At 72.8% G+C, this 26,308-nt stretch carries 14 protein-coding genes and 2 pseudogenes; 11 read left to right on the top strand and 5 right to left on the bottom strand.

The genetic code is table 11. The annotated features are described in order from the left end of the window. Positions 1-97: 97 nt before the first annotated feature. Complete coding sequence (locus OG852_RS05740) at positions 98-2,629, bottom strand: NlpC/P60 family protein (protein ID WP_330347267.1); 2,532 nt, start codon at positions 2,627-2,629, stop codon at positions 98-100. A gap of 444 nt (positions 2,630-3,073) precedes the next feature. On the opposite strand from OG852_RS05740, the gene OG852_RS05735 reads away from it, so the two are divergent. Genes OG852_RS05735 through OG852_RS05720 form a run of 4 tightly spaced genes read left to right on the top strand, consistent with a single transcriptional unit; the run spans position 3,074 to position 5,914 of the window. Next, complete coding sequence (locus OG852_RS05735) at positions 3,074-4,423, top strand: transaminase (protein ID WP_330347266.1); 1,350 nt, start codon at positions 3,074-3,076, stop codon at positions 4,421-4,423. Between the two features lie 17 nt (positions 4,424-4,440). Beyond that, positions 4,441-4,881 carry an Lrp/AsnC family transcriptional regulator gene (locus tag OG852_RS05730; protein WP_133915998.1) on the top strand — a complete coding sequence of 147 codons (441 nt, stop codon included), beginning with the start codon at positions 4,441-4,443 and terminating at the stop codon, positions 4,879-4,881. Positions 4,882-4,915: 34 nt separating this feature from the next. Next, complete coding sequence (locus tag OG852_RS05725) at positions 4,916-5,524, top strand: flavin reductase family protein (protein ID WP_330347265.1); 609 nt, start codon at positions 4,916-4,918, stop codon at positions 5,522-5,524. Positions 5,525-5,548: 24 nt separating this feature from the next. Beyond that, positions 5,549-5,914, top strand: coding sequence for a hypothetical protein (locus tag OG852_RS05720; protein WP_330347264.1), 366 nt, complete (start codon positions 5,549-5,551; stop codon positions 5,912-5,914). A 19-nt stretch (positions 5,915-5,933) separates the two neighbouring features. Here OG852_RS05720 and OG852_RS05715 read toward each other — a convergent pair whose 3' ends face one another. Then, on the bottom strand, positions 5,934-6,887 hold the full coding sequence (locus OG852_RS05715; protein WP_330347263.1) for a helix-turn-helix domain-containing protein: 954 nt from the start codon (positions 6,885-6,887) through the stop codon (positions 5,934-5,936). Between the two features lie 263 nt (positions 6,888-7,150). Next, complete coding sequence (locus OG852_RS05710) at positions 7,151-9,406, bottom strand: ATP-binding protein (RefSeq protein WP_330347262.1); 2,256 nt, start codon at positions 9,404-9,406, stop codon at positions 7,151-7,153. Positions 9,407-9,635: 229 nt separating this feature from the next. Between OG852_RS05710 and OG852_RS05705 the strand changes: the two are divergent. The 5 genes and pseudogenes from OG852_RS05705 to OG852_RS05685 all read left to right on the top strand — a co-directional run. Next, positions 9,636-10,142, top strand: a pseudogene (locus OG852_RS05705) (hypothetical protein); the annotation flags it as partial. A gap of 33 nt (positions 10,143-10,175) precedes the next feature. After that, on the top strand, positions 10,176-11,585 hold the full coding sequence (locus OG852_RS05700; RefSeq protein WP_133916049.1) for a hypothetical protein: 1,410 nt from the start codon (positions 10,176-10,178) through the stop codon (positions 11,583-11,585). Beyond that, positions 11,582-13,018, top strand: coding sequence for a VWA domain-containing protein (locus OG852_RS05695; RefSeq protein ID WP_133916003.1), 1,437 nt, complete (start codon positions 11,582-11,584; stop codon positions 13,016-13,018). The genes OG852_RS05700 and OG852_RS05695 overlap by 4 nt, the downstream gene beginning before the upstream one ends. A gap of 34 nt (positions 13,019-13,052) precedes the next feature. Further along, positions 13,053-14,174, top strand: a complete 1,122-nt coding sequence (locus tag OG852_RS05690) for an ATP-binding protein (RefSeq protein WP_133916004.1) — start codon at positions 13,053-13,055, stop codon at positions 14,172-14,174. Beyond that, positions 14,171-16,972, top strand: coding sequence for a DUF5682 family protein (locus tag OG852_RS05685; protein ID WP_133916005.1), 2,802 nt, complete (start codon positions 14,171-14,173; stop codon positions 16,970-16,972). Before OG852_RS05690 ends, OG852_RS05685 begins: the two co-directional genes overlap by 4 nt. Here the strand turns inward: OG852_RS05685 and OG852_RS05680 are convergent. Continuing rightward, positions 16,965-17,126: a hypothetical protein gene (locus OG852_RS05680; protein WP_330347261.1), complete on the bottom strand. Its 162-nt coding sequence runs from the start codon at positions 17,124-17,126 to the stop codon at positions 16,965-16,967. The genes OG852_RS05685 and OG852_RS05680 overlap by 8 nt on opposite strands. A 15-nt stretch (positions 17,127-17,141) precedes the next feature. Continuing rightward, the gene (locus OG852_RS05675; protein ID WP_330347260.1) at positions 17,142-22,289 is read right to left on the bottom strand and encodes a family 43 glycosylhydrolase; all 5,148 of its coding nucleotides are present in this window, start codon (positions 22,287-22,289) and stop codon (positions 17,142-17,144) included. Positions 22,290-22,515: 226 nt separating this feature from the next. Between OG852_RS05675 and OG852_RS05670 the strand changes: the two are divergent. Then, a pseudogene (locus OG852_RS05670) lies at positions 22,516-22,794 on the top strand (FAD-binding dehydrogenase); the annotation flags it as partial. Positions 22,795-22,916: 122 nt separating this feature from the next. Then, positions 22,917-26,291, top strand: a complete 3,375-nt coding sequence (locus tag OG852_RS05665; RefSeq protein ID WP_133916007.1) for a pyruvate carboxylase — start codon at positions 22,917-22,919, stop codon at positions 26,289-26,291. Positions 26,292-26,308: the final 17 nt, after the last annotated feature.

The following is a 26,308-nucleotide window of genomic DNA, read 5'->3' as shown; positions in this document are numbered from 1 at the left end:
CGCAACGCCAGTGTGAGGGGAGCGACGGGCTCCGCGATGCCCTGCTTTCGGCCACGCGCGCCGGGCCGTGGGAACGCCGGGGCTACGGTCGGTCACCTCACGCGGGCCGTACGGCGCCCCGGACCGTGCCCTCGCCGACCGCCATGACGGGTTCCTCGCGGATGGCCGCGCCGGGACCCGGGGCGTGGATCATCATGCCGCCGTCGGTGCACAGGCCGACATGGCTCAGGTCGTCGTGGAAGAACACGAGGTCACCCGGGCGGAGTTCATCGAGGCCCACCCGGGTGAACGCCTTCGCCTGGTCGATCGCGGCCCGCGGCAGTGTGACGCCGGCGGCGCGCCAGGCGGCCTGGGTGAGGCTGGAGCAGTCGTACGACTCCGGTCCCGTCGCGCCCGGCAGACAGGGCCGCCCGATCTGCGCCCGCGCGAAGGCCAACGCCTTGTCGGCCTTGCCGAGATAGCCGGTGCCGGTGCCGGCGAAGGTGGGACCGGCGGGAGCGGGGACGGTCACGGGGGCCGGCATGGGCGCGGCGGCGGGCATGGGGGCCGCGGTGGGCATGGGCGCGGCGGCCGGGGCGGGCATCGCCATCGGGGCGGTCGCGGAAGCGGCGAGAGCGGGCTCGGCGGCCATGCCCATCGGCGCCGCGATGAAGCCGGTCGTGGGGCCGACGGCGCCCGGCACCGCGGCCACGGGCCCGCCCGGCACGGCGGCGGTGGCCATGCCCGGCATCGGGGCGGCCATGCCCGGCATCATCGGGGCCGCCGCACCCGGCATCGGCGCCGCCAGGGGAGCGGCACCCACGAGTTCGGGGGCGGGGAAACCCATGCCGGGCGCGGCCATGGCCGCCTGGGGCATGAGGACACCGGACGGCGGGGTCATGGGGCCGGCCTGGGCCATCGGCGTACCGGCCGGGGGAGTGCTCGCCACGGCGTCGGGCATGGGGAACGCGAACGAGCCGGTCCCCGGGCCGCTCTGGGGCATCGGCGCGCCGACGGCGGGCCCGGCCGGAGCCGCTTCCGGGTACGGGAAGCTGAACGGGGCCTGGGCGACCCCGAATTCGGACGGCGGGAAGACCGCGCCGGGAGCACCGGCCCCGGGGACCGGCGTACCGCCGGCGGGCGTGGCGGCACCCGGCATGGGGAAGGTGAACGAGCCGCTGTCGGGGCCCGCCTGGGGCATCGGGGTGCCCGGAGCGGGCGTGGCGGCGGTGGCGTCGGGCACGGGGAAGCTGAACGAACCGCTCGCGGGGCCGTTCTGGGGCATCGGAGCAGTCGGCGCGGGGGCGGCGGCGTCCGGCATGGGGAAGGCGAAGGAGCCGGTGCCGGGGCCCGCCTGGGGCATCGGCGTGCCCGGGGCCGGTGTGGCGGTGCCCGCGTCCGGCATCGGGAAGCCGAACGAACCGGTGCCCGGGCCCGCCTGCGGGGCGGAGGCGCCGGTCGTCGGTGCGGACGGCGGGGCGTCGAAGTCGGGAAGGATGAACGTGCCGGTGGTGGGGTCCACTTCGGGCATCGGGAAGCTGAACGCGGGCTTGGGCGTGCCGAATTCGGACTTCGGGAAGGCGGGCGCGGGTCTGGCGCCACGCGCCGCCGCCTTGCCGGCCCCCGGAGTCATGATCTTGGCCTCCGGCATCCCGTCCGTGCCGCTCACCACCGGCTGAGGGCCCGTGTCGGAGTTCAGGACGGCCTGCGTGGAGGTGCCCTGGCCCGTCCAGGCGGCCGTGGCCTCGGCACGGTACGCCTGCTGCTCCGCGGTGTCCCCGGGTCTCGCCACGGGGGTGGCCGGAGGTCTCATCCGCTGGGTCGCCATGGGCTGCGCGACCATGGCCTGCGCGGGCGCGGCGGGCTGCTGCCCCGTCATGGGCCGAGACGCCTGCGGCGCCTGAGGCATCATCTGCTGCGGCGCCACGGCCTGCGGCGCCATCTGCTGCGGCACGGTCGCCTGAGCCGTCATCGCCTGCGGCGCCATCTGCTGCGGCACCATCGTCTGAGCCGCCATCGTCTGAGCCGCCGTCGGCTGAGGTGCCGGTGTCTGAGGCGCCATCCCCTGGGGCGCCATCCCCTGCGCCATCATCCCCTGGGCGGCCATCGGCTGTGCCGCCATCTGCTGCGAGACCATCGGCATCGCCATCGTCGCCGCGGGCGAGGGCTGGGCCGGCTCCAGCGCCGCGGGGGCCTGCGGAGGCGCCGTGGGCCCCGGCGCCGGGGGCAGCGCGGCGACGGCCCGCGCCGGGAGCTCGGGGACCTGCCGTGCGGGCGCCTCGAGTTCGAGCCGTCGGCCCGACTCCAGCGCGCGCGGAGCGCGCTTCTCGAACGCCTCCTCCAGCTCCTTGGGGACCCGGGGAGCGGCCGGGCCACCGATGGCACGGGCCGGCATCCGGTCGGCGGGCAGGGCCGCGGCCACGGTGGGGCCGATGCTGTTGCGCGCTCCGTCGAACCACTTGCGGGCCATGGCCTCGGTCGACGGGTCGGACGCGCGTCCGTCGCGAGTCAGGGAGACACCGGAGCGGCGGCCACCGGACTGCGCGCGCGTCACGTTGTACTTCCCGGTGTCGCTCTCCGCCCGGTCGTACAGCGCGTTGACCGCCTGCTGGATCTCCGCCCGGCTCGGCTCGCCGACCTCCATCGCCATGGAAGACGTACTCCTTCCGTGCTCCGCCGGGCCGTGCCCGCCTGCGGATCCGGGCGACCCCGCGAAGGGGTGCCCCAAGCTCAGTGCCCTGCCGGGCGGTTGGGCCGCCGGACCCGGCGGTGTGCGCCGGAGTCGATCGTGCGGTCTGGCGTCAACCTAACCAACTTGTGTGACTGGTGTGAAGATTGAAGCGTTAAATGTCCGATACGTATTCGTGACCTTCGTCTCTCGTGCCCTCGGAGGGGCCCGCGACGACCGGTTCACCACCGTTCATGATCGCGCATGGAAGCCGCCCTGACCAGCCCCGTACGGGGGGAGGGATGAAAAGATCGACGCTCGATTCGAGTGTGGCAGCAATCGAATCGAGCGTGAATGCTTGCCTTCGCCGCGCTGAGGGCCGTAGGTTTGCCGCATTCAGTCGTCCGACTCGACCAGGGATGTGCCATGGACCGTGCCCGACTGCGTCATCTCCTGGCTCGCGAGAGCGCGGACGCCGAGCGGCGCAACCCCCGCTCCCGGGACGCCTACGCACGTGCCGAGCATCTGTTCGGCCGGGTACCGATGACCTGGATGAACAAGACGGCCGGCGCCTTCCCCCGGTACCTGGAGTCCGCGCGGGGCGCCCGGGTCCGCGATGTCGACGGGCACGAGTACATCGACTTCTGTCTCGGTGACACCGGCGCCATGGCGGGGCACTCGCCCGCCGCCGTCGCCGAGGCAGTGCAGCACCGCTTCACCACGCTCGGCGGCGCGACCGCGATGCTGCCCACGGAGGACGCCGAGTGGGTCGGCGCGGAGCTGACCCGCCGCTTCGGCCCGACCCGCTGGAGCTTCGCGCTCACCGCCACCGACGCCAACCGCTGGGCGATCCGCCTCGCCCGGGCCGTCACCGCCCGCCCCAAGATCCTGTTCAACAGCTACTGCTACCACGGCAGCGTCGACGAGTCCCTGATCGTGACCGGCCCCGACGGCCGGGGCGCCGCCCGCCCCGGGAACGTGGGCGCGCCCTGCGACGTCACCCTCACCAGCCGGGTGGCCGAGTTCAACGACCTGGACCATCTGGAGCGCGAACTCGCCCACGGCGACGTGGCTGCCGTCCTCATGGAACCCGCCCTCACCAACATCGGGATCGTCCTGCCCGAGCCCGGCTATCTGGAGGGCGTGCGCGAGCTCACCCGCCGGTACGGCACGCTGCTCATCAACGACGAGACGCACACCTTCTCCGCCGGACCGGGCGGCTGTACCGCCGCCTGGGATCTGGAGCCGGACGTGCTGACCATCGGCAAGGCCATCGCCGGCGGCATCCCGGCCGGCGCCTACGGCCTCTCCGCGGAGCTCGCCGACCGGCTGCTGGGCCGCGGCGACCTGGACCTCGTCGACATGGGCGGGGTCGGCGGCACCCTCGCGGGCAACGCGCTCTCCGTCGCCGCGACCCGCGCCACCCTCGAACACGTCCTCACGGACGAGGCGTTCACCCATATGCACAAGCTGTCCGAGCGCTTCGAGGCGGGCGTGCGCGCCGGCATCGACGCCCATGCCCTGCCCTGGTCCGTCAGCCGCCTCGGCGCCCGCACCGAGTACCGCTTCACCGACCCCGCGCCCCGCACCGGCACCGAGGCGGCGGCCGCCGGTGACACCGAGCTGGAGGACTTCCTCCACCTGTACCTCGCCAACCGGGGCATCCTCCTCACCCCGTTCCACAACATGGCCCTGATGTGCCCCGACACCACCGAGCAGGACGTCGACACCCACACCGACCTGTTCGCCGCCGCCCTCGCCGAACTGGCCGGCTGACCCCCGAGGAGAGCGACGTGGACGACATCGACCGGGCCATCCTGCGCGAACTCCAGACCGACGGACGCATCGCCTACGCCGACCTCGGCCCCCGGGTCGGCCTGTCCGCCTCCGCCGCCCGCCAGCGGCTGCAACGGCTGCTGGACTCCCGTGCCGTCCAGGTCGTCGGCGTCACCGACCCGATGGCCATGGGCGGCCAGGCCATGGCGCTCCTCGGCATCACCGTCGACGGCGACCCGCGCCCCGTCGCCGACGCGCTGGCCGCCCACCCCGAGGTGGTGTACTCGGTGCTCACCTCGGGCGGCTTCGACCTGTTCGCCGAGGTGGTCGGCGCCACCGCGAAGGACCTCCTCGACTTCGTCAACGACACCGTGCGGCTCGTCGAGGGCGTCAGCGGCGTCCAGTCCTTCCCCTATTTCGCGATCCACACCCACCGGTTCCTGTGGGACGTGGGATGACCTGGGCCGACGACGGCGCCGTAGGGTGGCCGGTATGCGCGTTGACCTCGATCCCGAGTCCCTGGGCGCGGGAGCCTTCTACCGGCTGCTGACCGCCGTCGTCGTCCCCCGGCCGATCGCCTGGGTGTCGACCCTGTCGGCCGACGGCACCACCGCCAATCTCGCCCCGCACTCCTTCTTCACCGTCGCCTGCACCGACCCGCCGATCGTCCAGTTCACCTCCGTCGGCCGCAAGGACTCCCTGCGCAACGTCGAGGCCACCGGCGAGTTCGTCGTCAACTTCGCGCCCGAGCCGCTCCTCGAGCAGATCAACGCCACCGGCACCGATTTCCCCGCCGACCAGGGCGAGTTCGACGCCGTGGGCATCGACCGCGAGCCCTCGCTGCGGGTGAAGCCGCCCCGGGTGGCCGCCTCACCCGTGGCGCTGGAGTGCCGGCTGCACTCCACCCTCGGCATCGGCGACTCCACCCTGGTCCTCGGCCAGGTGGTGCACGCCGCCGTACGTGAGGACGTCGTCGTCGACGGCCACCCCGACATACGGCGGCTGCGGCCCCTGTCCCGGCTCGGCCGCAACGAATGGGGCACCGTCGGCGAGGTCCACGACCTCGCCCGCATCGCCTACCGCGACCGGCCGTCCTCCTGACCCGTCCCGCCCTATGATCGGATCATGACGAGAGCGGTGGCGGAGCGTGACGGCGCGGACGGCTCCTCCTGGCGTTCGCTGTGGTCGAGGAACTCGGCGCTGTCGATCGGCTCGGTCGACTCCTTCCTCTCCATCGGCTCCGTGGGCAGCTCCCTGTCCGTCGCCTCCGTCGGCGGCTTCCTGTCCGTGGGGTCCGTCGGCTCCGCCGCCTCCTTCGCCTCCGTGGGCTCCTGGCTGAGCGCCGGCTCGGTCCTGTCGGCGCAGTCGACGGGCGCGGTGCTGGCCTGGTGCTCCCGCGCGGGCGGCGGCCGGGCGATCGGCGCGGCGGCGGCCACGCTCGCCGGAGTGGCCGTGCTCCACGCCTGGAGGGCGAGCCGCCCCACGACGTGAGGGCCCGCCGGACGCCGGCTCAGCCGACCGCTCCGGAGCGCGCCCACTCGCGCGGCGACCGTCCGTAGGCCGCCCGGAAGACCCTGCTGAAATGGGCCGGGTTGGTGAACCCCCAGCGCTGCGCGACGGCCGACACCGTCGGCGCCGCCGGGTCACTCCGCGTCAGGTCCCGGGCGCACTCCTCCAGCCGCCGCCGCTGGATCAGCCGGGCCACGGTGACCCCCTCGTCCTCGAACAGCCGGTGCAGATAGCGCACGGAGATGTGGTGCGCCGCCGCGATGGTCGCCGGGGACAGCCCGGGATCCGCGAGATGCCGGTCGATGTGGTCCCGGACCCGGGGGACGAGGTGGTGGTGGTCGGCGGGGGAGGGCCCGTCGGCCGTCGTCCGCTCGTCCACCAGCGTGGCGAACAGGTCCACGACACTGGCCGCCAGCCTCGTCGCGACCGCCGGGGAACACGAGGGCAGCGACGCCGCGAGTCCGGTCAGGAACGACCCCAGCAGCGCACCGGCACCCTCCGCGCCCGCGATCGCGGTACCGGTGACCCGCCGCAGCTCCTCCTCGGGCAGACCGAGCGCCCGCCGGGGCATGTGCAGCACCCGCGTCGAGAACCGCTGCGGATAGTCCAGGGCGTACGGGCGTGACGTGTCGTACACGACGAGGTCGCCCTCGCCCACGCGCGCGTGCCGGCCGTCCTGCACGAGCGTCGCCGTGCCCGCCGTCTGGACCCCGACCGCCACGCAGTCCGAGGCCGCGCGGGCGATCTGGGCGGGCGTGCGGCTCGCGCGCTGCGCGTCGGCCTCGACGGTGGAGATCCGCAGCGAACCGAGCCGTCCCGTGGAGACCCGGCCCGAGAAGGGGCCGTCCCCGCGGGCGGTGACGGTCATCGGCACCAGCGCTCTGCCCAGCGCGTCCCGCCAGTACGCGAGGCGCTCCTCCTCGGGAACCGCATCCGTCGTCCACACCAGGCTCACCCGGTTCTCCCTCCAGCCGTACGAGGCGCAGGAGAACACGGAACGGCGGCGGCCCGGTCTCCCCGCCGCCTCCAGCCAAGCAGCGCGCCGCGCCCGCCTCCAGGCAGGAAGCAGGCAGAAACCCACCGGCCGCGACCGTGCGCGCACGGAACAGCCCGGTGCGCTCAGGGACAAGACACGCGGGAGCGGCGGCGGCGAGGATGGGTGCCACGGCGCGGGGAACCTCGCCCGCCGGTGCCGCCCTGGGCGTGCGGACAACACACCTAGGGCGTGTCGAGGCGGGCGAGGGCGTCGCGGGCCGCCGTGACACGCTGCGGGTCGGCGTCCGGGCCGAGGGAGAGACAGCGGACGAAGGCCTCCCGCGCCTCGGCCCGCCGACCGGCGGCCAGCAGGGCCTCGCCCAGGTGGACGAGCTGGCGGCTCTCCATGGCCGTGTTGCCGGTGCCGCGCCAGATGGCCATGGCGGCGCGGTGGTGCGCGACCGAGTCCGCCCAGCGCCTCCTCAGGGCGTGGCAGGCGCCCATCCCCGAGTGCATACCGGCCCGGCCGAACTCGGCGATGTGCGGCGCGAGCCGGTCCTGGACCCGCTCCAGGAACGCCAGCGTCTCCTCGTACACCACGAGGGCCTCCTCGGGGCGGCCCGAGTCCATCAGGATCAGCGCGCGCCCGTGCCGGGCCTGGAGACCGCCGTGCAGATCGCCCGCGGCCTCGAACAGCGTGACCGCGCCGTGCATGTGCCCGGCGGCCGGGCCGTGGTCGCCCAGGCGGCGGAACGCCAGACCCCGATAGATGTGCGCCCACGCCTCCTGCCGTACGTCACCGGCCCGCCGCGCGGCCTCGAGCGCCTCGGCGGAGCGGTCCAGGCTGTCGTGCGGGCGTCCCTCGCAGGTGAGCAGCGCCCACGCGTGGTAGTTGAGGTGCGTCGCCTCCAGCACAGGATCGCCCAGCTCGCGCGCCGAGCGGGCGGCCGTGCCGAAGACCTCGGGCCAGTGTCCCCAGAAGATCCACTGGTCGGAGAACCAGTGCAGCGCCTCCGCCACCTCCACCACGGTCGGGTGCGCCCCCTCGGCCGCCGCCGCGCGCAGCGCCGCCAGCCAGTTCGCGCTCTCCGCCTGCAGCCAGACCCGGGCCCGGTCCGCGCTCGACAGATCGACCGCCCCGTCCCAGTCGGCGGGCGGCGCCCCGTGGTCCGGCTCGAACCAGCGCCCGGCCACCACCGTGGTGTCCAGCAGCCAGTCGTCGAGGGCCGCACGCGCGCGTACGGCGTCGGACGCGCTCTCCTCGGCCGCCAGGCGCGAACGGGCGTACAGCCGCAGAAGATCGTGCAGCCGGTACCGCTCGCCGTACGCCCCGAGCAGCCCGGCCTCGACCAGCTCCTCCAGGGTGTCCTCGGCGTCGAACAGCGCCTGCCCGGTCAGCCGGGCGGCCCCCGCGGCCCCCGTGTCCGGGCCCGGGAGCAGCGCGAGCCGCCGGAACAACCGGGCCGCCGAGGGGGTGAGCTGACGGTACGACAGGTCGAAGGCGGCGGCGACGCGTACGTCACCGGCGGCCAGCGCGTCCAGACGCCGGTCCTCGGCCGCCAGCCGGTCGGCGAGCCGGCGTACCGTCCAACCGGTGCGGGTGGCCAGCCAGTTGCCCGCCACCCGCAGCGCCAGCGGCAGATGCCCGCAGCGGGCGGCGACATCGGCGAGGGCGTCCGGATCGGCCGCCGCCCGCTCGGCGCCGACCAGCGCGGTGAGGAAGGCGGCGGCCTCCGCCGGGCTCAGCTCCCCGAGCGGCAGCCGGTGCACACTGTCCAGCCCGGTCAGCATGCGCCGGCTCGTCACGACCACCATGGCCGCGCCCGCCGCCGGCAGCAGCGGCCGTACCTGGGCCTCGTCCCGCGCGTCGTCCAGCACCAGCAGACAGCGCCGATCCGCCATCACCTGCCGGTACAGGGCCGGATGACCGTCAGGACCGGCCTGGGCGAGATCCCGGTCGGCCACCTGGAGGGCCTTCAGCACCCGCAGGACCAGCTCCGGGGCAGCGGGCGGCTCGTCGTCCGTGCCGCACAGGTCGACCACCAACTGCCCGTCGGGGAACCGGTCGGCGAGCGCGCGGGCCGCGTGCAGCGCGAGGGTCGTCTTGCCCGCGCCCGGGGGCCCCGACACCGCCACCACCACCGGCTGCGCCGCGTCCCGCCGACCGGCCAGCTCCGTCAGCCGCGCCACCTGCGGCTCCCGGCCCACGAAGTCGTCGATCCCGCGCGGGAACGCCCGGACGCCCACCGGACTGTAACCGGGAGCGCGTCCCGCCCGGGCGGCCGCCAGCAGCCGCTCCCGCAGCGACTCGTCCAGGCCCAGCCCGTCCGCGAGCGCCGCGACCGTACGGCGCTGCGGAGCCGCCCGCCGCCCCCGCTCCAGGTCGCCGATGCCCCGCACACTGACCCCCGACGCCTCCGCCAGACCCTCGATGGTCTGCGACGCGGCCAGCCGCAACTCCCGCAGCAGCGCCCCGAACGCCGCCCCCTGCCCGCTCAATCCCGTCCCCTCCGCCCGTCCCGGGCTGCTCCGAACATCGTTCGTGATCGTCGGGATTCTAGGGGAGCGGAGCGTCCAAGGCCCGATCCGGACGTTGTTTGCGCAGGTCGGAGGCGTTGTCAGTGGTCGCCGATAGGTTGATTGGTGTCGCGCCGCTCTGGTGCGACGAATCCCCCTGTGCCGCGCCGGTCCGGCGTGTGCAGCCGTGTGCCGCAAAGGAGCTGATGAGTTGTCGGACTGGGAGAACTGGGAGAGGGCGAGCACGGCCCGGGTGGTGCCGCCCGCCCGGCCGCGCAAACTCGCCAAGGTCCCCTTCGTCGAACTGGCCGACGGACGACTGCAAGGGGTCGTCTCCAGCGGTTCGGACATCGAGCGGGTGTACGTCTCGTCGATCGCGTCCGGGACCTACGCCTTCGCGTGCAGCACCAACAACAACCGGCCCTGCGGCGGCGCGCGCGGCTCGTTCTGCAATCACCTGCGCGCCCTGATCACCGAGGCGGTCCTTCAGTACGGCGGTCTGCGCGTCGCCCGCTATCTGCGCGTCGAGCCGACGGGCGGCGAGCCCGACGCCGCCGCCCTCACCGCCGCGATGACCGGCACCCGCCCTCAGCAGGCGGACGGCAAGGCGGCCGCCGCCCCCGTCTTCAGCCGGTTCCTGCGCCACCTCGCCTATCTCGAACAGGCGCCGGTCACCGCTCCGTTGCCCGAGATGCAGTGGTTCGCCCCGACGCGCGCGGAGACCAGCGGGGCGTCCGCCTCCGAGGGGGCCGTGGATCCCGGCGGCGCGGGAGAGTCCGCCGGCGTGCTCGGCGCCCCGGTGGACGGGCTGGAAGAGGCCCTGGCCGCGACCGACGCCTTCGACCGCTGTCTCGTCGCGGGGCTCCTGCGGCCCCGGCCCGAACAGGTCGCAGGTCTCGCCGACCTCGCCCGGGCCGTCGCCGGCAGCCCCCTGGCCTCCCCGGTCGCCGAGGCCGCCGAGAAGGCCGCCGCGGGCACCGCCGGCGAGGACCACCTCCTCGCCCTGGCCGCCGCCCGCACCGCCCTCCTCGGCGCCGTCCACGACGCCCTCACCGCCCGCGCCGACGCCTCCACCGGCCGCACCCGCGACGACGACACCGCCCCGGCTCCCGGCGACCCGCAGCAGGCCAACCTGCTCGCCGCCGCCCGCACCTGGCTCGCGGACCTCGCCCGCGCCGGCTGGCAGGGCATCGACCACGAACTCGTCGGCGGCGCCGCCCAGATCGTCTCCGCGATGCTGCCCCGGCCCGAACTGCGCCGCCTGGCCTCCCTCCTCGACGGATTCTCCGCCGAACTCGCCGCCTCCTGCCCCGGATCCGCCCTGGAGCACATCCCGGCCCGCCGCTGGGGCGATCTGTGGGCGCGCGCCCTGCTGCTCACCCGGCCCGGCGCCGCCGACCGGCCCGCCCCGGGCACCGCCACCGGCCGGCTGCTGCCCCTCGGCATCGATCTGCACGAACACGCGACCGCCGCCCAGGCCCAGGTCCACGCCGTCTTCGAACCCGACGACGGCAGCACGCCCCGCCTGGTCCGCGCGAGCGTCTCGGTGCCCAAGCCGGACACCGTGGTCGCGGCCGGCGTCTGGCAGTTGCTGCGACCGCATCTGTCGCTGCTGGCCGCCCTCGGCGAAGGCCGGGCGATGCGTCTGGACGCCATGCCGCTCACCGACGAGGGCGACCTCCTCTGGGACGACACCCGGGCCCGGCCGGGCGAACCGGCGGACCCCTTCGCCACCGCCCGCGTCGCCCTGCCGACCGCCACCGCCACGGCCACCGCACCCCTGGACCGCCACCCCGCGCGTCTCGCGGAACCGGTGTTCCTGGAGGGCTACACCACCCGGCAGGACGGCGACACCCTCGTCCTCACCAGCGCGGGCGACGACCTCGTCGTCGACACCGACCGCATCCCGGTCGCGGGCCCGCTCACCCCCGAGGCCGTCGCGGGCTCCGGCGCCTGCATCGGCCTGCTCCGCTGGGACGGCGGCGCCTTCCGGCTCCAGCCGCTCGCGGTCGAGACCACCGTGCGCAGGAAGACCGTCGCCCTCCAGGCGGGCGCCTGGGCCGGCGGCACCACCGACAAGGCGGGCGTCAAGGCCGAGAAGGCCGCCACCGACGCCGTGACCGTCCTGCGGGAACGAGCGGGAAGGCTGCTGCGCACATGACCGAACCGACCTCCGCTCCGGTACCCGCCCCGGCGCCCGAGCCCGCTCCGTACGACAACCGCCGGCAGGTTCTGTACTGGCGGCTCCTCGCCCGTCTCTTCGATCCCGAGGAGCAGGCCGCGCTGGAGTCGGCGAGCCTCGCCGTCGTCGAGGACATCGGCCTGCCGCCCGCCCTGCTGGACCCGCAGACCGCCGTCGACTCGATCGTGCAGCGCCATCCGCACCTGGCGGACGAGTTCGACGGCCTGATGGTGGCCGACGACGCCGATGACACCGACGACGTGCGCGACGGTGCCGCGGAGGTGCGCCGCGCCGCCCTGGTGTCCAAGGTCCTGCTCAACGTGTTCGCCACCGGCAACGGAGCCGTCAGCGCGGGGCAGCTCTCCCGCTGGCAGTCCGACGCCGGCTGGCTGGAGCGCGCCCTGGGCTGCTCACCCGGCGACCTGCGCGGCGGCCGCGGCGCGGGCCGGGGCGCGGGCCGGGGCGTGAGCCCCACCGGCACCGGCGGCCACCGTGCCACCCCCGACCTCGGCACCCTCATCCCGGCGATCGGACCGGAACTGGGCGCCCTGGAGGCCGACCTGGTCCGCCGTATGCGGCTGCGCGAGGTACTCGCCGACCCCGCGCTCGCCGCCCGCCTCACCCCGAGCATGTCGCTCATCGAGCAGCTGCTGCGCGACAAGAACAACCTCTCCGGTGTGGCCCTCGCCAACGCGAAGTCGCTGATCCGCCGGTTCGTCGACGAGGTCGCGGAAGTCCTGCGCACCCAGGTCGAGAAGTCCACCGTCGGCGCGATCGACCGCTCGATCCCGCCCAAGCGCGTCTTCCGCAACCTCGACCTCGACCGCACGATCTGGAAGAACCTCACCAACTACAGCCCCGAGGAGGAGCGGCTCTACGTCGACCGCCTCTACTACCGGCACACCGCGCGCAAGACGACCCCGCAGCGGCTGATCGTGGTCGTCGACCAGTCGGGCTCGATGGTCGACTCGATGGTCAACTGCACCATCCTGGCGTCGATCTTCGCCGGACTGCCGAAGGTCGACGTCCACCTCGTCGCGTACGACACCCGGGCCGTCGACCTCACCCCCTGGGTGCACGACCCCTTCGAGACCCTGCTGCGCACCCAGCTCGGCGGCGGCACCGACGGCACGGTGGCGATGGCCCTGGCCCAGCCGAAGATCGCCGAGCCCCGCAACACCGTCGTGGTGTGGATCTCCGACTTCTACGAATGGCAGCACCAGCCGCTGTTCGACAGCATGGCCGCCCTCCACCGCTCCGGGGTCAAGTTCATCCCCGTCGGCTCGGTGACCAGCTCCGGGCGCGGCAGTGTCAACCCCTGGTTCCGGGAGCGCTTCAAGGACCAGGGCACACCGGTGATCTCCGGTCACATCCGCAAGCTCGTCCACGAGCTCAAGACGTTCCTCACCTGACACCCCCACCCCCCGTTCTCAGAAAGGCACTGTGATGACCGACCTGTTGCGCGCCCCCGCCGAGATCAAGTTCGCCGAGGAACTGGACTGGCTGGAGTCGATCGACGACCACCCCAAGCCGTTCTCCTGGCGGCTGTCGCCGAAGATGATCCGGGTGTTCATCCTGGGCTCCGAGCGCGCCGACGGCCTCGACCGGACGATCGACCAGAAGTGGTTCGGCGACCGCAGCTTCGTCGAGCGTTCCATCGTGACCCTGGCCTCCGACCGGGGACTGCTGCTCATCGGCGACCCCGGCACCGGAAAGAGCTGGCTCGCCGAGCTGCTGTCGGCGGCGATCTGCCGCAACTCCACCCAGGTCGTGCAGGGTACGGCGGGCACCACCGAGGACCACATCAAGTACTCGTGGAACGTGTCCATGGTGATCGCCAAGGGCCAGTCGCGCGAGTCGATGATCCCCTCGCCGATCATGACCGCGATGGAGACCGGCACCATCGGCCGCTTCGAGGAACTCACCCGGTCCACCAGCGACGTCCAGGACGCGCTGATCTCGATCCTCTCCGAGAAGTACATCTCCGTCCCCGAACTGGACGGCGCCGGCGGGGAGAACATCGTCTTCGCCCAGCCGGGCTTCTCGATCATCGCCACCGCCAACAGCCGCGACCGGGGCGTCAACGACCTCTCCTCCGCCCTCAAGCGCCGCTTCAACTTCGTCCGCATCCCGGTGGTGACGAACAAGAAGAGCGAGGCGGAGATCGTCCGCTTCCGCACCGAGGAACTCCTGCGCCGCCACCGGATCGAACTCGACGTCCCGCCGACCCTGCTGGACGTGCTGCTGCAGAGCTTCGCCGACCTGCGGGCCTCCGCGGCCGCCGCCGGCAGCGACGACGAGAAACTGGAGTCCGCCCTGTCCACCGCCGAGCAGATCGGCGTCCTGGAGGACGCCATCCTGCACAGCAACTTCTTCGGCGAGCGGGCCCTGACCGCCCGCACCCTCGCCTCCTCCCTCGTCGGCTCCCTCGCCCGGCGCGAGCCCGAGGACCTCGCCATCCTCAACAAGTACCTGCACGGCGTCGTCGAGCCGCGCAGCAAGGAAGAGGGCGGCTCCTGGCCGGAGTTCCTCGAAGGCGGCCGCGACACGATCGCGACCCTGTCATGAGCGGCGCACAGAGGAGCACCGGCAGCACCTTCGAGGGCCTGCGCGGTCAACTCCACGAGGCCGCCACGGCGTTCGCCGACGGACCCGGCGCCCTGGAGGGCATCCTGCGCGGCATCGTCGACGACGTCGAGCGCGCGGTGAGGGAGCCGCTGGAGATCTTCCCCGTCTGCCACCACTCGCCGGCCTCGGCGATCGCCATGGCCCGCAGACTGCGCGAGAAGCAGCCGAAAGTGGTCTACCTGGAGCTGTGCGAGGACATGGCCCCCCTCCTGACCGAGCTGCGCAACTGCCGCCTCCCGGTGGCCGTTCAGGCGTTCGCGTCGGAGGTCGAGGGCTTCCCCGCCGACTGGTCCCCGCTGTCGGTCGTCGCCCCGATCACGGAGGCCTCCGCCGAGTACCAGGCCATCGCCTACGCCCTCGACACCCCCGGCGTCGAACTGGTCCTCGTCGACCGTTCCTCGGACCATGTGTTCCAGTGGGAGAAAGAGGGGGAGCCCGGGACGGAGACGGGTGAAGCGACCCCGGCGGACCCGGCGGCCGGCGAGGAGAGCGCCCTGCACGGCGACGCCGTCGGCGTGGAGATCGGCGACCTGCGCCCCCGCTTCGCCGAGCTGGAGGAGCACCTCCTGCGGCACGGCCGGGTCCGCCACTGGTCCGAGTGGTGGCACCAGTACGTCGAACTGCCCCTCGGCGACAGCGACCACGACACCTACCGTCAGGTGATGCTGCTCATCGGCAGCCTGTTCCGGCGCCTCGCACCGGGCGAGCCGCACAAGGTGCGCGTCGACGAGGACCGCGAGCGCCACATGTGGACGCGGATGCGCGAGCACCTCGCCGCCACCGGCACCGACCCCGCCGACTGCCTCTACGTCTGCGGAGCGTTCCACGCGGCCAGCCGGGTCGCCGAGTTCGGTGTGCACGGCAGCGACACCTTCACCATCACCGCGCCCAGCGGCACCAGGTGGCGGCACGGACTGATCCCGTCCAGCCACGCCGCGATCGAGGCCCAGTTCGGCCTCGCCGCGGGCTCGGTCTCCATCGCCGCCACGGAATGGGCCAAGAACCTCAAGCGCACCCGCGTCAAGCCGTACCGGCTGGCGGGCCAGGCGGGCACGAAACCGAGGAAGAGCCTCGCCGCACCGGCAGCGCCCATGCCCGCCCAGGTTCCGCCCGCCGACAGGCTCACCGGGTTCCTCCAGAGGCCGCCGGTCCTCGACTCCCTCGACGAGGCCGAACTGCTCGGCTGGTCGGTGGAGATCGTGCGCGCCGCCCGACGCAACGGCTACCTCGCCTCCACCGCCGACGCCATCGCCGTCTTCGAGACGTCGATCCTGCTGGCCGGCATGCGCGACCGCGCCAAGCCGACGCCGTACGACTTCCAGGACGCGGCCGTCACCTGCATCGAGAAGGACCGCGTGCCGGGCCGGCGGGACGTGGGCCGGCTGGTCGAGATCATGATGGGCGGCGACCGGGTCGGCCAGGTCGGCTACGACGCGCTGCCGCCGCTGGCCCGGGACGTCCACGACCGGCTCACCCCGCTGAACCTGAAACTCCAGCAGCGCGGGGTCCAGCGGGCCCTGCTGGACATCGCGGCCCGGCCCGAACTGGCGCACTGCTCCGACGTGCTGTGGATGCTGCGCCGACTGCTGCCCGAGGGTGCCGCCCGCCCCATCATGGGCGACCGCAGCCTCGGTGAGCGTCCCATCCAGGAGTCCTGGGACCTCGCCCTCGGCACCCACCAGCGGTCGCTGATCGAACTGGGCTACGAGGGCGTCAGCATCGAACAGGTCCTGGAGCAGCGGCTGCGCCGCACCGCGTACGCTCCGCAGGCCACGGCGGCGACCGTCCTCGCGACGGTCGAGGACGCGATCCTCTATCTGCGCAGCCGTCGGCTCGCCGACGAACTGGGCACCCGGGCCCTGGAGGTCCTGGCGGCGGAGCGCAGTGTCGACGGGGCCCCGGAGGTGCTGCGCCGCGTCCGCCGGCTGCTGGCGTACTACCGCACCGCCGAACCGGTCCTGCCGTCCTGGATCGAGTCCTTCGTCAAGACCGGCTACGCGCACTACTGCACGCTGCTGCCGACCGCGTTCACCGACGAGGACGCGAGCGTCCGGCAGGTCGCCGCGATGCTGGGCTTCCTGTTCAGCATGGAGAGCCTCGCCCTCTCCCTCGGCTGCGACCGCACCCAGCTCGAACTGGCCCTGGCCCAGTCCCATCCCGATGAGCCCGCGCGGACCGCCCTGCTGTGGGCGGCCCAGACCCACCTGGGCACCCTGCCCCGCACGGCCCTGCGGGAGCGCTGCGACGACCTGCTCGCCAACCCGCTGGTGGTCCCGGCCTACCCGCGCTACCTCAGCGGGTTCGTCCACGCCCTCGAACCGGTGCCGGCGCTCGCCGACTTCGTCGTCGAGGCGGTGTCGAACGCCTTCGCCCGCCTCCCCGACCGGGTCCTGCTGCCCTGGCTGCCGACCCTCATCACCACCCTGCGCGCGGGCGGCACCGAACTGGCCCCGCTGATCGTCCGCGAGGCCGGTCGCGTCTTCCCGGCGCGGCTGGCGGAGCTGGACACCTGGGTACCACCGTGGCGCCTCCCCGAGGCACCGCCCCTGGCCGTACCGTCCGCGCCCACCGGCGGCGGCGTGGCCCTCCTCGCCGCCCACCCCGCGACCTGCGACGCGCTGGCCGGCCTGCTGGGCTGCGAGGGCACCTGGGAGACGGCGGAACCGGGCGGGGCGGAGCTGTTGGCCCGGCACCCGGGGACCGCCCTGGCCCTCGAGGCCCTGCTGGCCGTCAACTGACCGGCAGCGCCGCCACCCACCCACGGATGGCGTCCACGCCCAGCGCCGGGTTGGCGGCGGCGTGCCGCACCAGCTCCAGATCCGCTCGGGTGTGCGCATGCCGTCGTCCCCCCGGACGCAGCGCATGGGCCCCCTGCGAGCGCAGGGGGCCCATGACCTTAACCCGGTCCTAGCGGCGGTGCGTGCCGATCGTCACGCTGCCCGGCTTCACCCCCGCCCCCGTGTCGAGGACGACCGTGCCGTCGGACTTCTTCCAGATCCTGATGGCGAAGGAGTCGGGGTTGTCGGTGGCCGTGACCCGGAAGCCGTAGCCCTTCTTGCCGGCCACCGTGCCCGAGCCCTCGAGGACGGCCTTGGAGCCGCTGACGACGAGCCAGTCCAGGCCGGTGGAGCGGAACTTCACGCGGGCCGGGCCGGAGACGTAGGTGACCTGGCCGAGCGGGGTGACGGCCTGCGGCAGGTAGCGGGCGGCGACGGTGAAGAAGCCCCGGGTGCCGACGGCACCCGCGCCCATCACCGGACCGGCCGAGCGGTCGTACACGACGACCTCGCCGAGCGTACGGCTCACCGACGCGCCGTCGTCGTCCGTGACCGTGACCACGGGCCGGCGGATGCCCGCCGAGGTGTAGGTGTGCTCCGCGAGGCAGCCGGACGAGATGACCTTGCCCGCAGCCGGCTTGGTGCCGTCCTTCCAGTCGACCGTGCAGGTGTGGGTGTCGGCGGTGCCCGGGTCGGTGAAGGAGACCGCGACGGTCGTCCGGCGGCCGACCGGGAGGGGGGCCCTCGGACCGGTGACGGAGGTGAGGGCGGGAGCTGCGTTCCCGACCGTCACCACGGCCGTGTCGGTGCTGCGCCCACTGGTCAGGGTGAGGGTGAACGTGCCGTTGTCGGTGCAGGTGACCGTGGTCCGGGCGGCGCCCGGGTCGGCGATCGTGCAGGGCGCGCCCCGCTCGGCCGTCCACTTCGGGGTGCCCGCGCCGGAGTGCGTGCCGTGGAGGGCGATCGCGTCGCCCTCCGTGCCCGTGGCGTCCGGACCGGCGTGCACGACGGCCACCGGGTCGATGCTCGTGAGTGTGGGCACGACCTTCTTGATCAGGCCGTCCGCGTCGAACTCCATCTTGTCGATGGTCGTCTCGCGGTGGGTGCCGTCACCGCCGGGGATCGCGAAGCGGTGGTAGGCGATGTACCAGTCGTCGGTGCCCGGCACCTGGACGACCGAGTGGTGGCCGGTGCCCAGGATGCCCAGTGAGGCGTCCTTCTCCAGGATCACGCCCCGCTCGGTCCAGGGGCCGGTGGGCGAGGAGCCGGTGGCGTAGGCGACGCGGTAGTTCTCGTCGCGGGTGTCGTTCTCCGACCACATGAAGTAGTAGGTGCCCTTGCGCTTCACCACGAACGAGCCCTCGTTGTAGCCGCTCGGGGTGATGTCCTTGATCTGCGCGGTGTCGATCGAGGTCATGTCGGCGTTCAGCGGCGCCACGTACGCGTGGCCGTTGCCCCAGTAGAGGTACGACGTGCCGTCGTCGTCCGTGAACACGGCCGGGTCGATCATCTGGCCGCTCAGCTGTCCCGCCTTCAGCAGCGGGGCGCCGAGCGCGTCCTTGAAGGGACCCGTGGGCGAGTCCGAGACGGCCACGCCGATGTTCGCGTCGGCGCAGAAGTAGAAGTAGTACTTACCGTTCTTCTCGGCGATCGTCGGCGCCCAGGCCCTGCTGTCCGCCCAGCTGACGTCGGGGCCCAGGTCGAGGATGACGCCGTGGTCCGTCCAGTGCACCAGGTCGGTCGAGGAGTACGCCTTGAACTGCGTACCGCTCCAGCCGTCGAAGCCGTCGGTCGTCGGGTACAGGTAGAAGGTGTCGCCGAAGCGGACGATGTTCGGGTCGGCGTTGAGTCCCGGCAGCACCGGGCTCTTCATCTCCAGCGCCGACACCGTCCAGGTGCGCTTCTCGCCGTCGGAGCCGGTGACCTCGTACGTCACGGGCTCGGTGAAGTTCCGCACGCTGCCGGAGGCGGGGCTGATGGCCGCGCCGTGGGCGAGGGAGAACTCCGGCGCCAGCGAGGTGAGGTCGGTGCCCTCCTTGACGGGCAGGGTGATCCGGCTGTTCGCGTTGTCGATCAGAGCGTCGACCTTGAGCGCCGGGTGGGTGGCGCGCGCGATGCCCGTGGTGTTGCCGCTGAGTTCCATCACCTCGGCCGCCGACAGCGCGCGGTCGTAGATCCGGAAGTCGTCGACCTCACCGCCGAAGTAGGGGTCGGCGGCGTACAGGGAGCGTCCGATGTAGCCGCTGTAGTCCTTGTCGGCGTCGTACAGCTCGGAGGGCTTGATGGTGACGCCGGTCGCCCGGGCCGCCTCGATGCCGTCCACGTAGAGGACCATCGTGCCGGTCGAGCCGTCGAGGGTGACGGTGACGTGCCGCCACTCGCCGGCGGTGAGCTGCGAGCCCGCCGTCAGCTTGGACTCCGCCGACCAACTCGCCTTGGTGATGGCCGAGTACAGCTTCGAGGAGCCGTTGGAGGGGCTGGCGAAGAGGTACTTGTCGCTGTCCGGACCGAGCCCGAACAGCCACTGCCAGCTGCTGCCGCCCTTCCACTTCGCGTACGTCGAGACGGTCACGCTGTCGGCGTTCTTCAGCACCCCGTTGGGGATCTTCACATACGGCGAGTCGCTCGCCCCGGACATGCTGAACGAGCCGCCGCTCACGCCGGTGCCGAAGGCGGGCGTACGGACATAGGTGCCGTGGTAGCCGTGGCCGCTGGAGTCGACGGCGATGTTGCCGGACGTCTCGTCGAAGCCGTAGTGCAGCAGCAGGTCGGCGGGGACGTCGGCGCCCTCCTCGGAGACCGTCACCTCGGCCCGCACGGGGAGCGCGGCGCCGTCGGGCAGGCTGCCCGTCACCGTGAACTCACCGGCCTGCGCGTACGCCGACTCGGGGACGTCGTCCCAGCTGACGGCCACCGGCCGCTTGACGCCGTCGGCGTAGCCGGCGATCACGGTCGCGGGCAGCACCGGCGCCTCGCCGATCCGTGTCTTCACCGCGATGTCCTCGACGCCGGTGACGAGCTGGTCGGGCTGGTAGGCGGTCAGCAGCCGGTCGTACTCGGCCTGGGTGACCGGCAGGACCGTGCCGTGGCGGGGCCGCGAGGGCAGGTCGTAGTCGGCGACCGGCGTCCAGTTCCCGGCGGCGAGGTCGGTGGTCGCGAACGGGATGTAGCCGCGGCCGCCGAACTCGTCGAGGAACGCGTACCACTTGTCCTCGGTGTTCGACTTGAACACCAGCGGGCCCTCGGCCGCGCTCATCGCGCCCTTGCCGATGCCCTCCGCGACGGCGTCCCAGGAGAGGTTCCGCAGCGAGTCGCTCTTCTCCTCGAAGATGAACTTGCTGTTGGGCGTGGAGGAGGTGTTGTTGCGCTCGTCCTTGGAGAGACGGAAGTAGGTGCCGTCGTGCTGGATCACCGTGGAGTCGATCACCGAGTAGCCGCGGTCGATCCAGACCTTCGGCTCGCTGAAGGTGTAGAAGTCACGGGTGGTGGCGTACATCATCCGGTTGTAGGTGTCGCCGGAGTGTGCCTCGTTGTCGTACAGCTTCGACGCCCAGAAGACGACGTACTCGCCGAGGGTGCTGTCGTAGTACGCCTCGGGTGCCCAGGTGTTGCCGGCGCTGTCGGGGGAGACCTTGACCAGGCGCTGGTTGGTCCAGTGCACGAGGTCGGTGGACTCCCAGACCATGATGGACTTGCTGCCGGTGCGCTGGGCGGCGTCCCAGTCGCCGTTGCCGTAGATCCTGAGGTCGGTGGCGATCTGGTAGAACTTGTCGCCCTCGGGGGAGCGGATGATGAACGGGTCGCGCAGGCCCTGCTCGCCGAGCGTCGAGGTCAGCACCGGCTCGCCGTCGTTCAGTTCCCGCCAGTGCAGCGGGTCGTTCCCCTTGCTGAGCGCGGCGTAGAGCTGCTCGCCGTTCGCCGTGCCCTCGCCGGTGAAGTAGCTGAACATATAGCCCTTGAGGGCTTCCTTCTCCGGGAGTTCGGGGACCTTCGCGGTGAACACCCGGGTCGTCCGCGCCTCGCCCTTGGTGACCGTCGCGGTGAGGTCGACGGTGGTGGCGCCCGCGCCGTGCGCGGGGCGGTGGACCACGCCCTCGGCCGAGACCACGTCCGGGTCGGCGGAGGACCAGGTGACGTCCGTGCCGTAGGTGCCGGACGCGGGCAGGGTGAGGTTGCCGCGTGCGTCGTCGAGGTTGTGGACGGTCAGGGCCTCGGCGGCCTGTTCGGTCGCCGTCGCGTCGTCGAACGCGGCGAGGACCGTGACGTCGAAGGTCCTGGTCGCGGTGACCGTGCCCTTCTTCAGGGTCGCGGTGAGGGTGGCGTGGCCGTCGGGCTGACCGGCGGTGGGCCGGGTCACCTTGCCGGCGTCCGTGACGAGGTCGGTGTCGTCACTGGCCCAGGTGATGGTTGAGCCGCCGGCCGTACCGGTCTTCGGCAGCGTCAGGTCGGCGGTGACCGCGCTGGTGTCGCCCAGGTCGAGGGCCGCCTTGTCGTCCTCGACGCCCTGGGTGGCGACGGGCAGCGCGAGCTGCTCGACCTCGGACGCGGCCAGGGCGCGGTCGTACACCCGGAAGTCGCGCATGCTCCCCTTGAACAGCTTGTCGCCCGAGTAGACCGACTTGCCGACGTAGTTGGCGGTGGTCGTGCCGGAGCCGATGGCGCCGGGCGTGATGGTCACCGAGGTGTTGCGGGCGACCTCGACACCGTCCTCGTACAGGACACCGGTGGTGCCCGTCTGGGTGTAGGTGACGCTCTTCCACACCGAGCGGGTGAGGTTGCGCGAGTCGGAGGGCTTGGTGGTCTGCTCCGTCGACCAGTTGCCGGTGGCGATCGAGGTGCGCAGGGAGTTGCCGGTGGCGAAGAGGTAGCCGTTGCCGTTGCTGCCGCTGGAGTTGCCGAAGCCGTAGAGGAAGTACGGCGTGGTCTGCGTGGCGTCGATCTTCACGTCGAAGGCGACGCTGATCGACGTCAGTCCCTTCATCACATCGTTCGGCACCTTGACGTAGGTGTCCGTGCCGTTGAAGCCCAGCCCCTGTCCGGACCAGTCGCCCGTGCCGTTGAGGGTGCCGTCCAGGCCGTGGCCGGAGGCGTCGGGCACGGTCGTGCCGGAGGCGCCGTCGAGCTTGTACCAGAGGGCGAGGCCGTCGGTGAGGTCGCCCGCGGCCTGGGCGGGTGAGGCCGCCGCGGTGAGACCCATGAGCAGCGAAACGGCGGTCACGGCGGCCAGTTGGCCCGCCCCGCGTCTCGCACGGAAGCGGAAGCGTTTTCTCTGCGTCATAGGAGACCGCCGTTTCAGCCGTGTGACGTGATGTTGCGAGAGTGTCAAACGGTGTACACGGTCGCGTCAAGACTTCTCGAACAATGTCCGACAGGTCGAACGGAAAAGGTCTCGGGTCTCAAGCCCCGCTGTTCAACGCTGTGTTGACGACTCCAGTCACGCCGTCAGGGCCCACCACCAGTGCAGGGCGGCGAGCGGACCGCCGTCGCCGTCGGTGAGCGAGGCGGAGGTGATCTGCGGGATGAACAAGCTCACCGGCGAGCACCTCATCGACCTCGCCGACCTCGAGCGGCAGATCGCGGCCCGCGACCGCGAGATCGAGACCCCGTACACCAAGGACGTCCAGGTCATGGACATCCGCAACGCCCTCGGCCACGGGGAGGTCGCCGGCTTCGGCGGCGGCGGGGCCCACGGCCACCGCTCCCTGGAGGGCGCCTTCCTCTGCCTCTGTCTGTGCTCCGGACGCCAGGCGGGCCGGGCGGCGACGGAGGCGACCGCGACCTGATCCACCCCGCGGAACACGTCTCATCGAGCGAGACATGCCGGTGAGTGGCCCGGCTCACATGGTCAAAAAAGTCACTCACCGCCACCATGGGTCCCGTCACCGTCAGGCTGAAGGGGTCCAGGATGTTCCGCAAGGTGCTGGTCGCCAACCGTGGTGAGATCGCGATCCGTGCGTTCCGCGCCGGCTATGAGCTGGGCGCGCGCACGGTCGCCGTCTTCCCGCACGAGGACCGCAACTCACTGCACCGGCTGAAGGCCGACGAAGCCTACGAGATCGGCGAACCGGGGCATCCGGTGCGCGCCTACCTCTCCGTGGAGGAGATCGTCGCCGCCGCCCGCCGGGCGGGCGCCGACGCCGTCTACCCGGGCTACGGGTTCCTCTCCGAGAACCCCGAGCTCGCGCGCGCGTGCGAGGAGGCCGGCATCACGTTCGTCGGCCCCGACGCCCGCACCCTCGAACTGACGGGCAACAAGGCGAGCGCGGTCGCGGCGGCCCGCGAGGCGGGCGTCCCCGTCCTCGGCTCCTCCGCACCCTCCAACGACGTCGACGAACTGGTCCGGGCCGCCGAGGAGATCGGCTTCCCCGTGTTCGTGAAGGCCGTCGCGGGCGGCGGCGGGCGCGGTATGCGCCGCGTCGAGGACCCGGCCGCGCTGCGCGAGTCCATCGAGGCCGCCTCCCGCGAGGCCGCGTCCGCGTTCGGTGACCCCACCGTCTTCCTGGAGAAGGCCGTCGTCGACCCCCGCCACATCGAGGTGCAGATCCTCGCCGACGGCGAGGGCAACGTCATGCACCTCTTCGAGCGCGACTGCTCCGTCCAGCGCCGCCACCAGAAGGTCATCGAGCTGGCCCCCGCGCCCAACCTGGACCCGGAGCTGCGCGAACGCATCTGCGCCGACGCCGTCCGCTTCGCCCGCCAGATCGGCTACCGCAACGCGGGCACCGTCGAGTTCCTCCTCGACCGCGCCGGCAACCACGTCTTCATCGAGATGAACCCGCGCATCCAGGTCGAGCACACGGTCACCGAGGAGGTCACCGACGTCGACCTCGTCCAGGCCCAGCTGCGCATCGCCTCCGGCGAGACCCTCGCCGACCTCGGCCTGTCCCAGGAGTCGGTCACCCTGCGCGGCGCGGCCCTGCAGTGCCGTATCACCACCGAGGACCCCGCCAACGGCTTCCGCCCCGACACCGGCCGCATCAGCGCCTACCGCTCCCCGGGCGGCTCCGGCATCCGCCTCGACGGCGGAACCACCCACGCCGGTACGGAGATCAGCGCCCACTTCGACTCCATGCTGGTGAAGCTCACCTGCCGGGGACGCGACCTCGAGGCCGCCATCCGGCGCGCCCGCCGGGCCGTCGCCGAGTTCCGCATCCGCGGCGTGGCCACCAACATCCCGTTCCTCCAGGCCGTCCTGGACGACGCGGACTTCCAGGCCGGACGGGTCACCACCTCGTTCATCGAGCAGCGCCCGCACCTGCTGACCGCCCGCTCCTCCGCCGACCGCGGCACCAAGCTGCTCACCTACCTCGCCGACGTCACCGTCAACAAGCCGCACGGCGAGCGCCCCGAGCTGATCGAACCCACCACCAAGCTGCCCCCGCTGCCCGCCGGTGAGCCGCCGGCCGGTTCCCGGCAGCGGCTGGTCCAGCTCGGCCCCGAGGGCTTCGCCCGCTGGCTGCGCGAGTCCCCGACCATCGGCGTCACCGACACCACCTTCCGCGACGCCCACCAGTCCCTGCTGGCCACCCGGGTGCGCACCAAGGACCTCCTCGCCTCCGCCCCGCTGGTCGCCCGGACCCTGCCGAACCTGCTCTCCCTGGAGTGCTGGGGCGGCGCCACCTACGACGTCGCCCTGCGGTTCCTCGCCGAGGACCCCTGGGAGCGGCTGGCCGCCCTGCGCGAGGCCGTCCCCAACATCTGTCTCCAGATGCTGCTGCGCGGCCGCAACACCGTCGGCTACACCCCGTACCCGACGGAGGTGACCGACGCCTTCGTCCAGGAGGCCGCCGCCACCGGCATCGACATCTTCCGCATCTTCGACGCCCTCAACGACGTCGGCCAGATGCGCCCCGCCATCGACGCCGTACGCGAGACGGGCACCGCGATCGCCGAGGTCGCCCTCTGCTACACCTCCGACCTGTCCGACCCGAACGAGCGCCTGTACACGCTGGACTACTACCTGCGCCTCGCCGAGCAGATCGTCGAGGCCGGCGCCCACGTCCTGGCCGTCAAGGACATGGCGGGCCTGCTGCGCGCCCCCGCCGCCGCCAAGCTGGTCTCCGCCCTGCGCCGCGAGTTCGACCTGCCGGTGCACCTGCACACCCACGACACCGCCGGCGGCCAGCTCGCCACCTACCTCGCCGCCATCCAGGCGGGCGCGGACGCGGTGGACGGCGCGGTGGCCTCCATGGCCGGGACGACCTCCCAGCCGTCGCTGTCGGCGCTCGTCGCCGCCACCGACCACTCCGAGCGGCCCACCGGCCTCGACCTCCAGGCCGTCGGCGACCTCGAGCCGTACTGGGAGAGCGTCCGCCGTATCTACGCCCCGTTCGAGGCGGGCCTCGCCTCCCCGACCGGGCGCGTCTACCACCACGAGATCCCCGGCGGCCAGCTCTCCAACCTGCGCACCCAGGCCGTGGCGCTCGGCCTCGGCGACCGCTTCGAGGACATCGAGGCGATGTACGCCGCCGCCGACCGCATCCTCGGCCACCTCGTCAAGGTCACCCCCTCCTCCAAGGTGGTCGGCGACCTCGCCCTGCACCTGGTCGGCGCCGGGGTCTCCCCGCAGGACTTCGAGGCGGCCCCCAACCGCTACGACATCCCCGACTCCGTCATCGGCTTCCTTCGGGGCGAGCTCGGCACCCCGCCCGGCGGCTGGCCCGAGCCCTTCCGCAGCAAGGCCCTCGAGGGCCGCGCCGACGCCAAGCCGGTCAACGACCTCACCGCCGAGGACCGCGACGGCCTGGAGAAGTCCCGCCGCGCCACCCTCAACCGGCTGCTGTTCCCCGCCCCGACCCGTGAGTTCGAGGCCCACCGCCAGGCGTTCGGCGACACCAGCGTCCTGGACAGCAAGGACTTCTTCTACGGGCTGCGCCCGGGCAAGGAGTACGCCGTCGACCTGGAACCCGGCGTGCGGCTGCTGATCGAGCTCCAGGCCGTCGGCGAGGCCGACGAGCGGGGCATGCGCACGGTGATGTCCAGCCTCAACGGCCAGCTCCGCCCCATCCAGGTCCGTGACCGGGCGGCGGCCTCCGACATCCCGGTGACCGAGAAGGCCGACCGCGCCAACCCCGGCCATGTCGCCGCCCCGTTCGCGGGCGTGGTGACCCTGGCCGTCGCCGAGGGCGCCGAGGTCGCGGCCGGCGCCACCGTCGCCACCATCGAGGCGATGAAGATGGAGGCCACCATCACCGCGCCCAAGGCCGGACGGGTGAGCAGGCTCGCCATCAACCGGATCCAGCAGGTGGAGGGCGGCGACCTGCTGGTGGTCGTCGACTGAGCGGACGGCCGCCGGTG

The organism is Streptomyces sp. NBC_00582, assembly GCF_036345155.1.
GTDB lineage: Bacteria > Actinomycetota > Actinomycetes > Streptomycetales > Streptomycetaceae > Streptomyces.
This window is presented reverse-complemented; position numbering and strand designations above follow the sequence as displayed.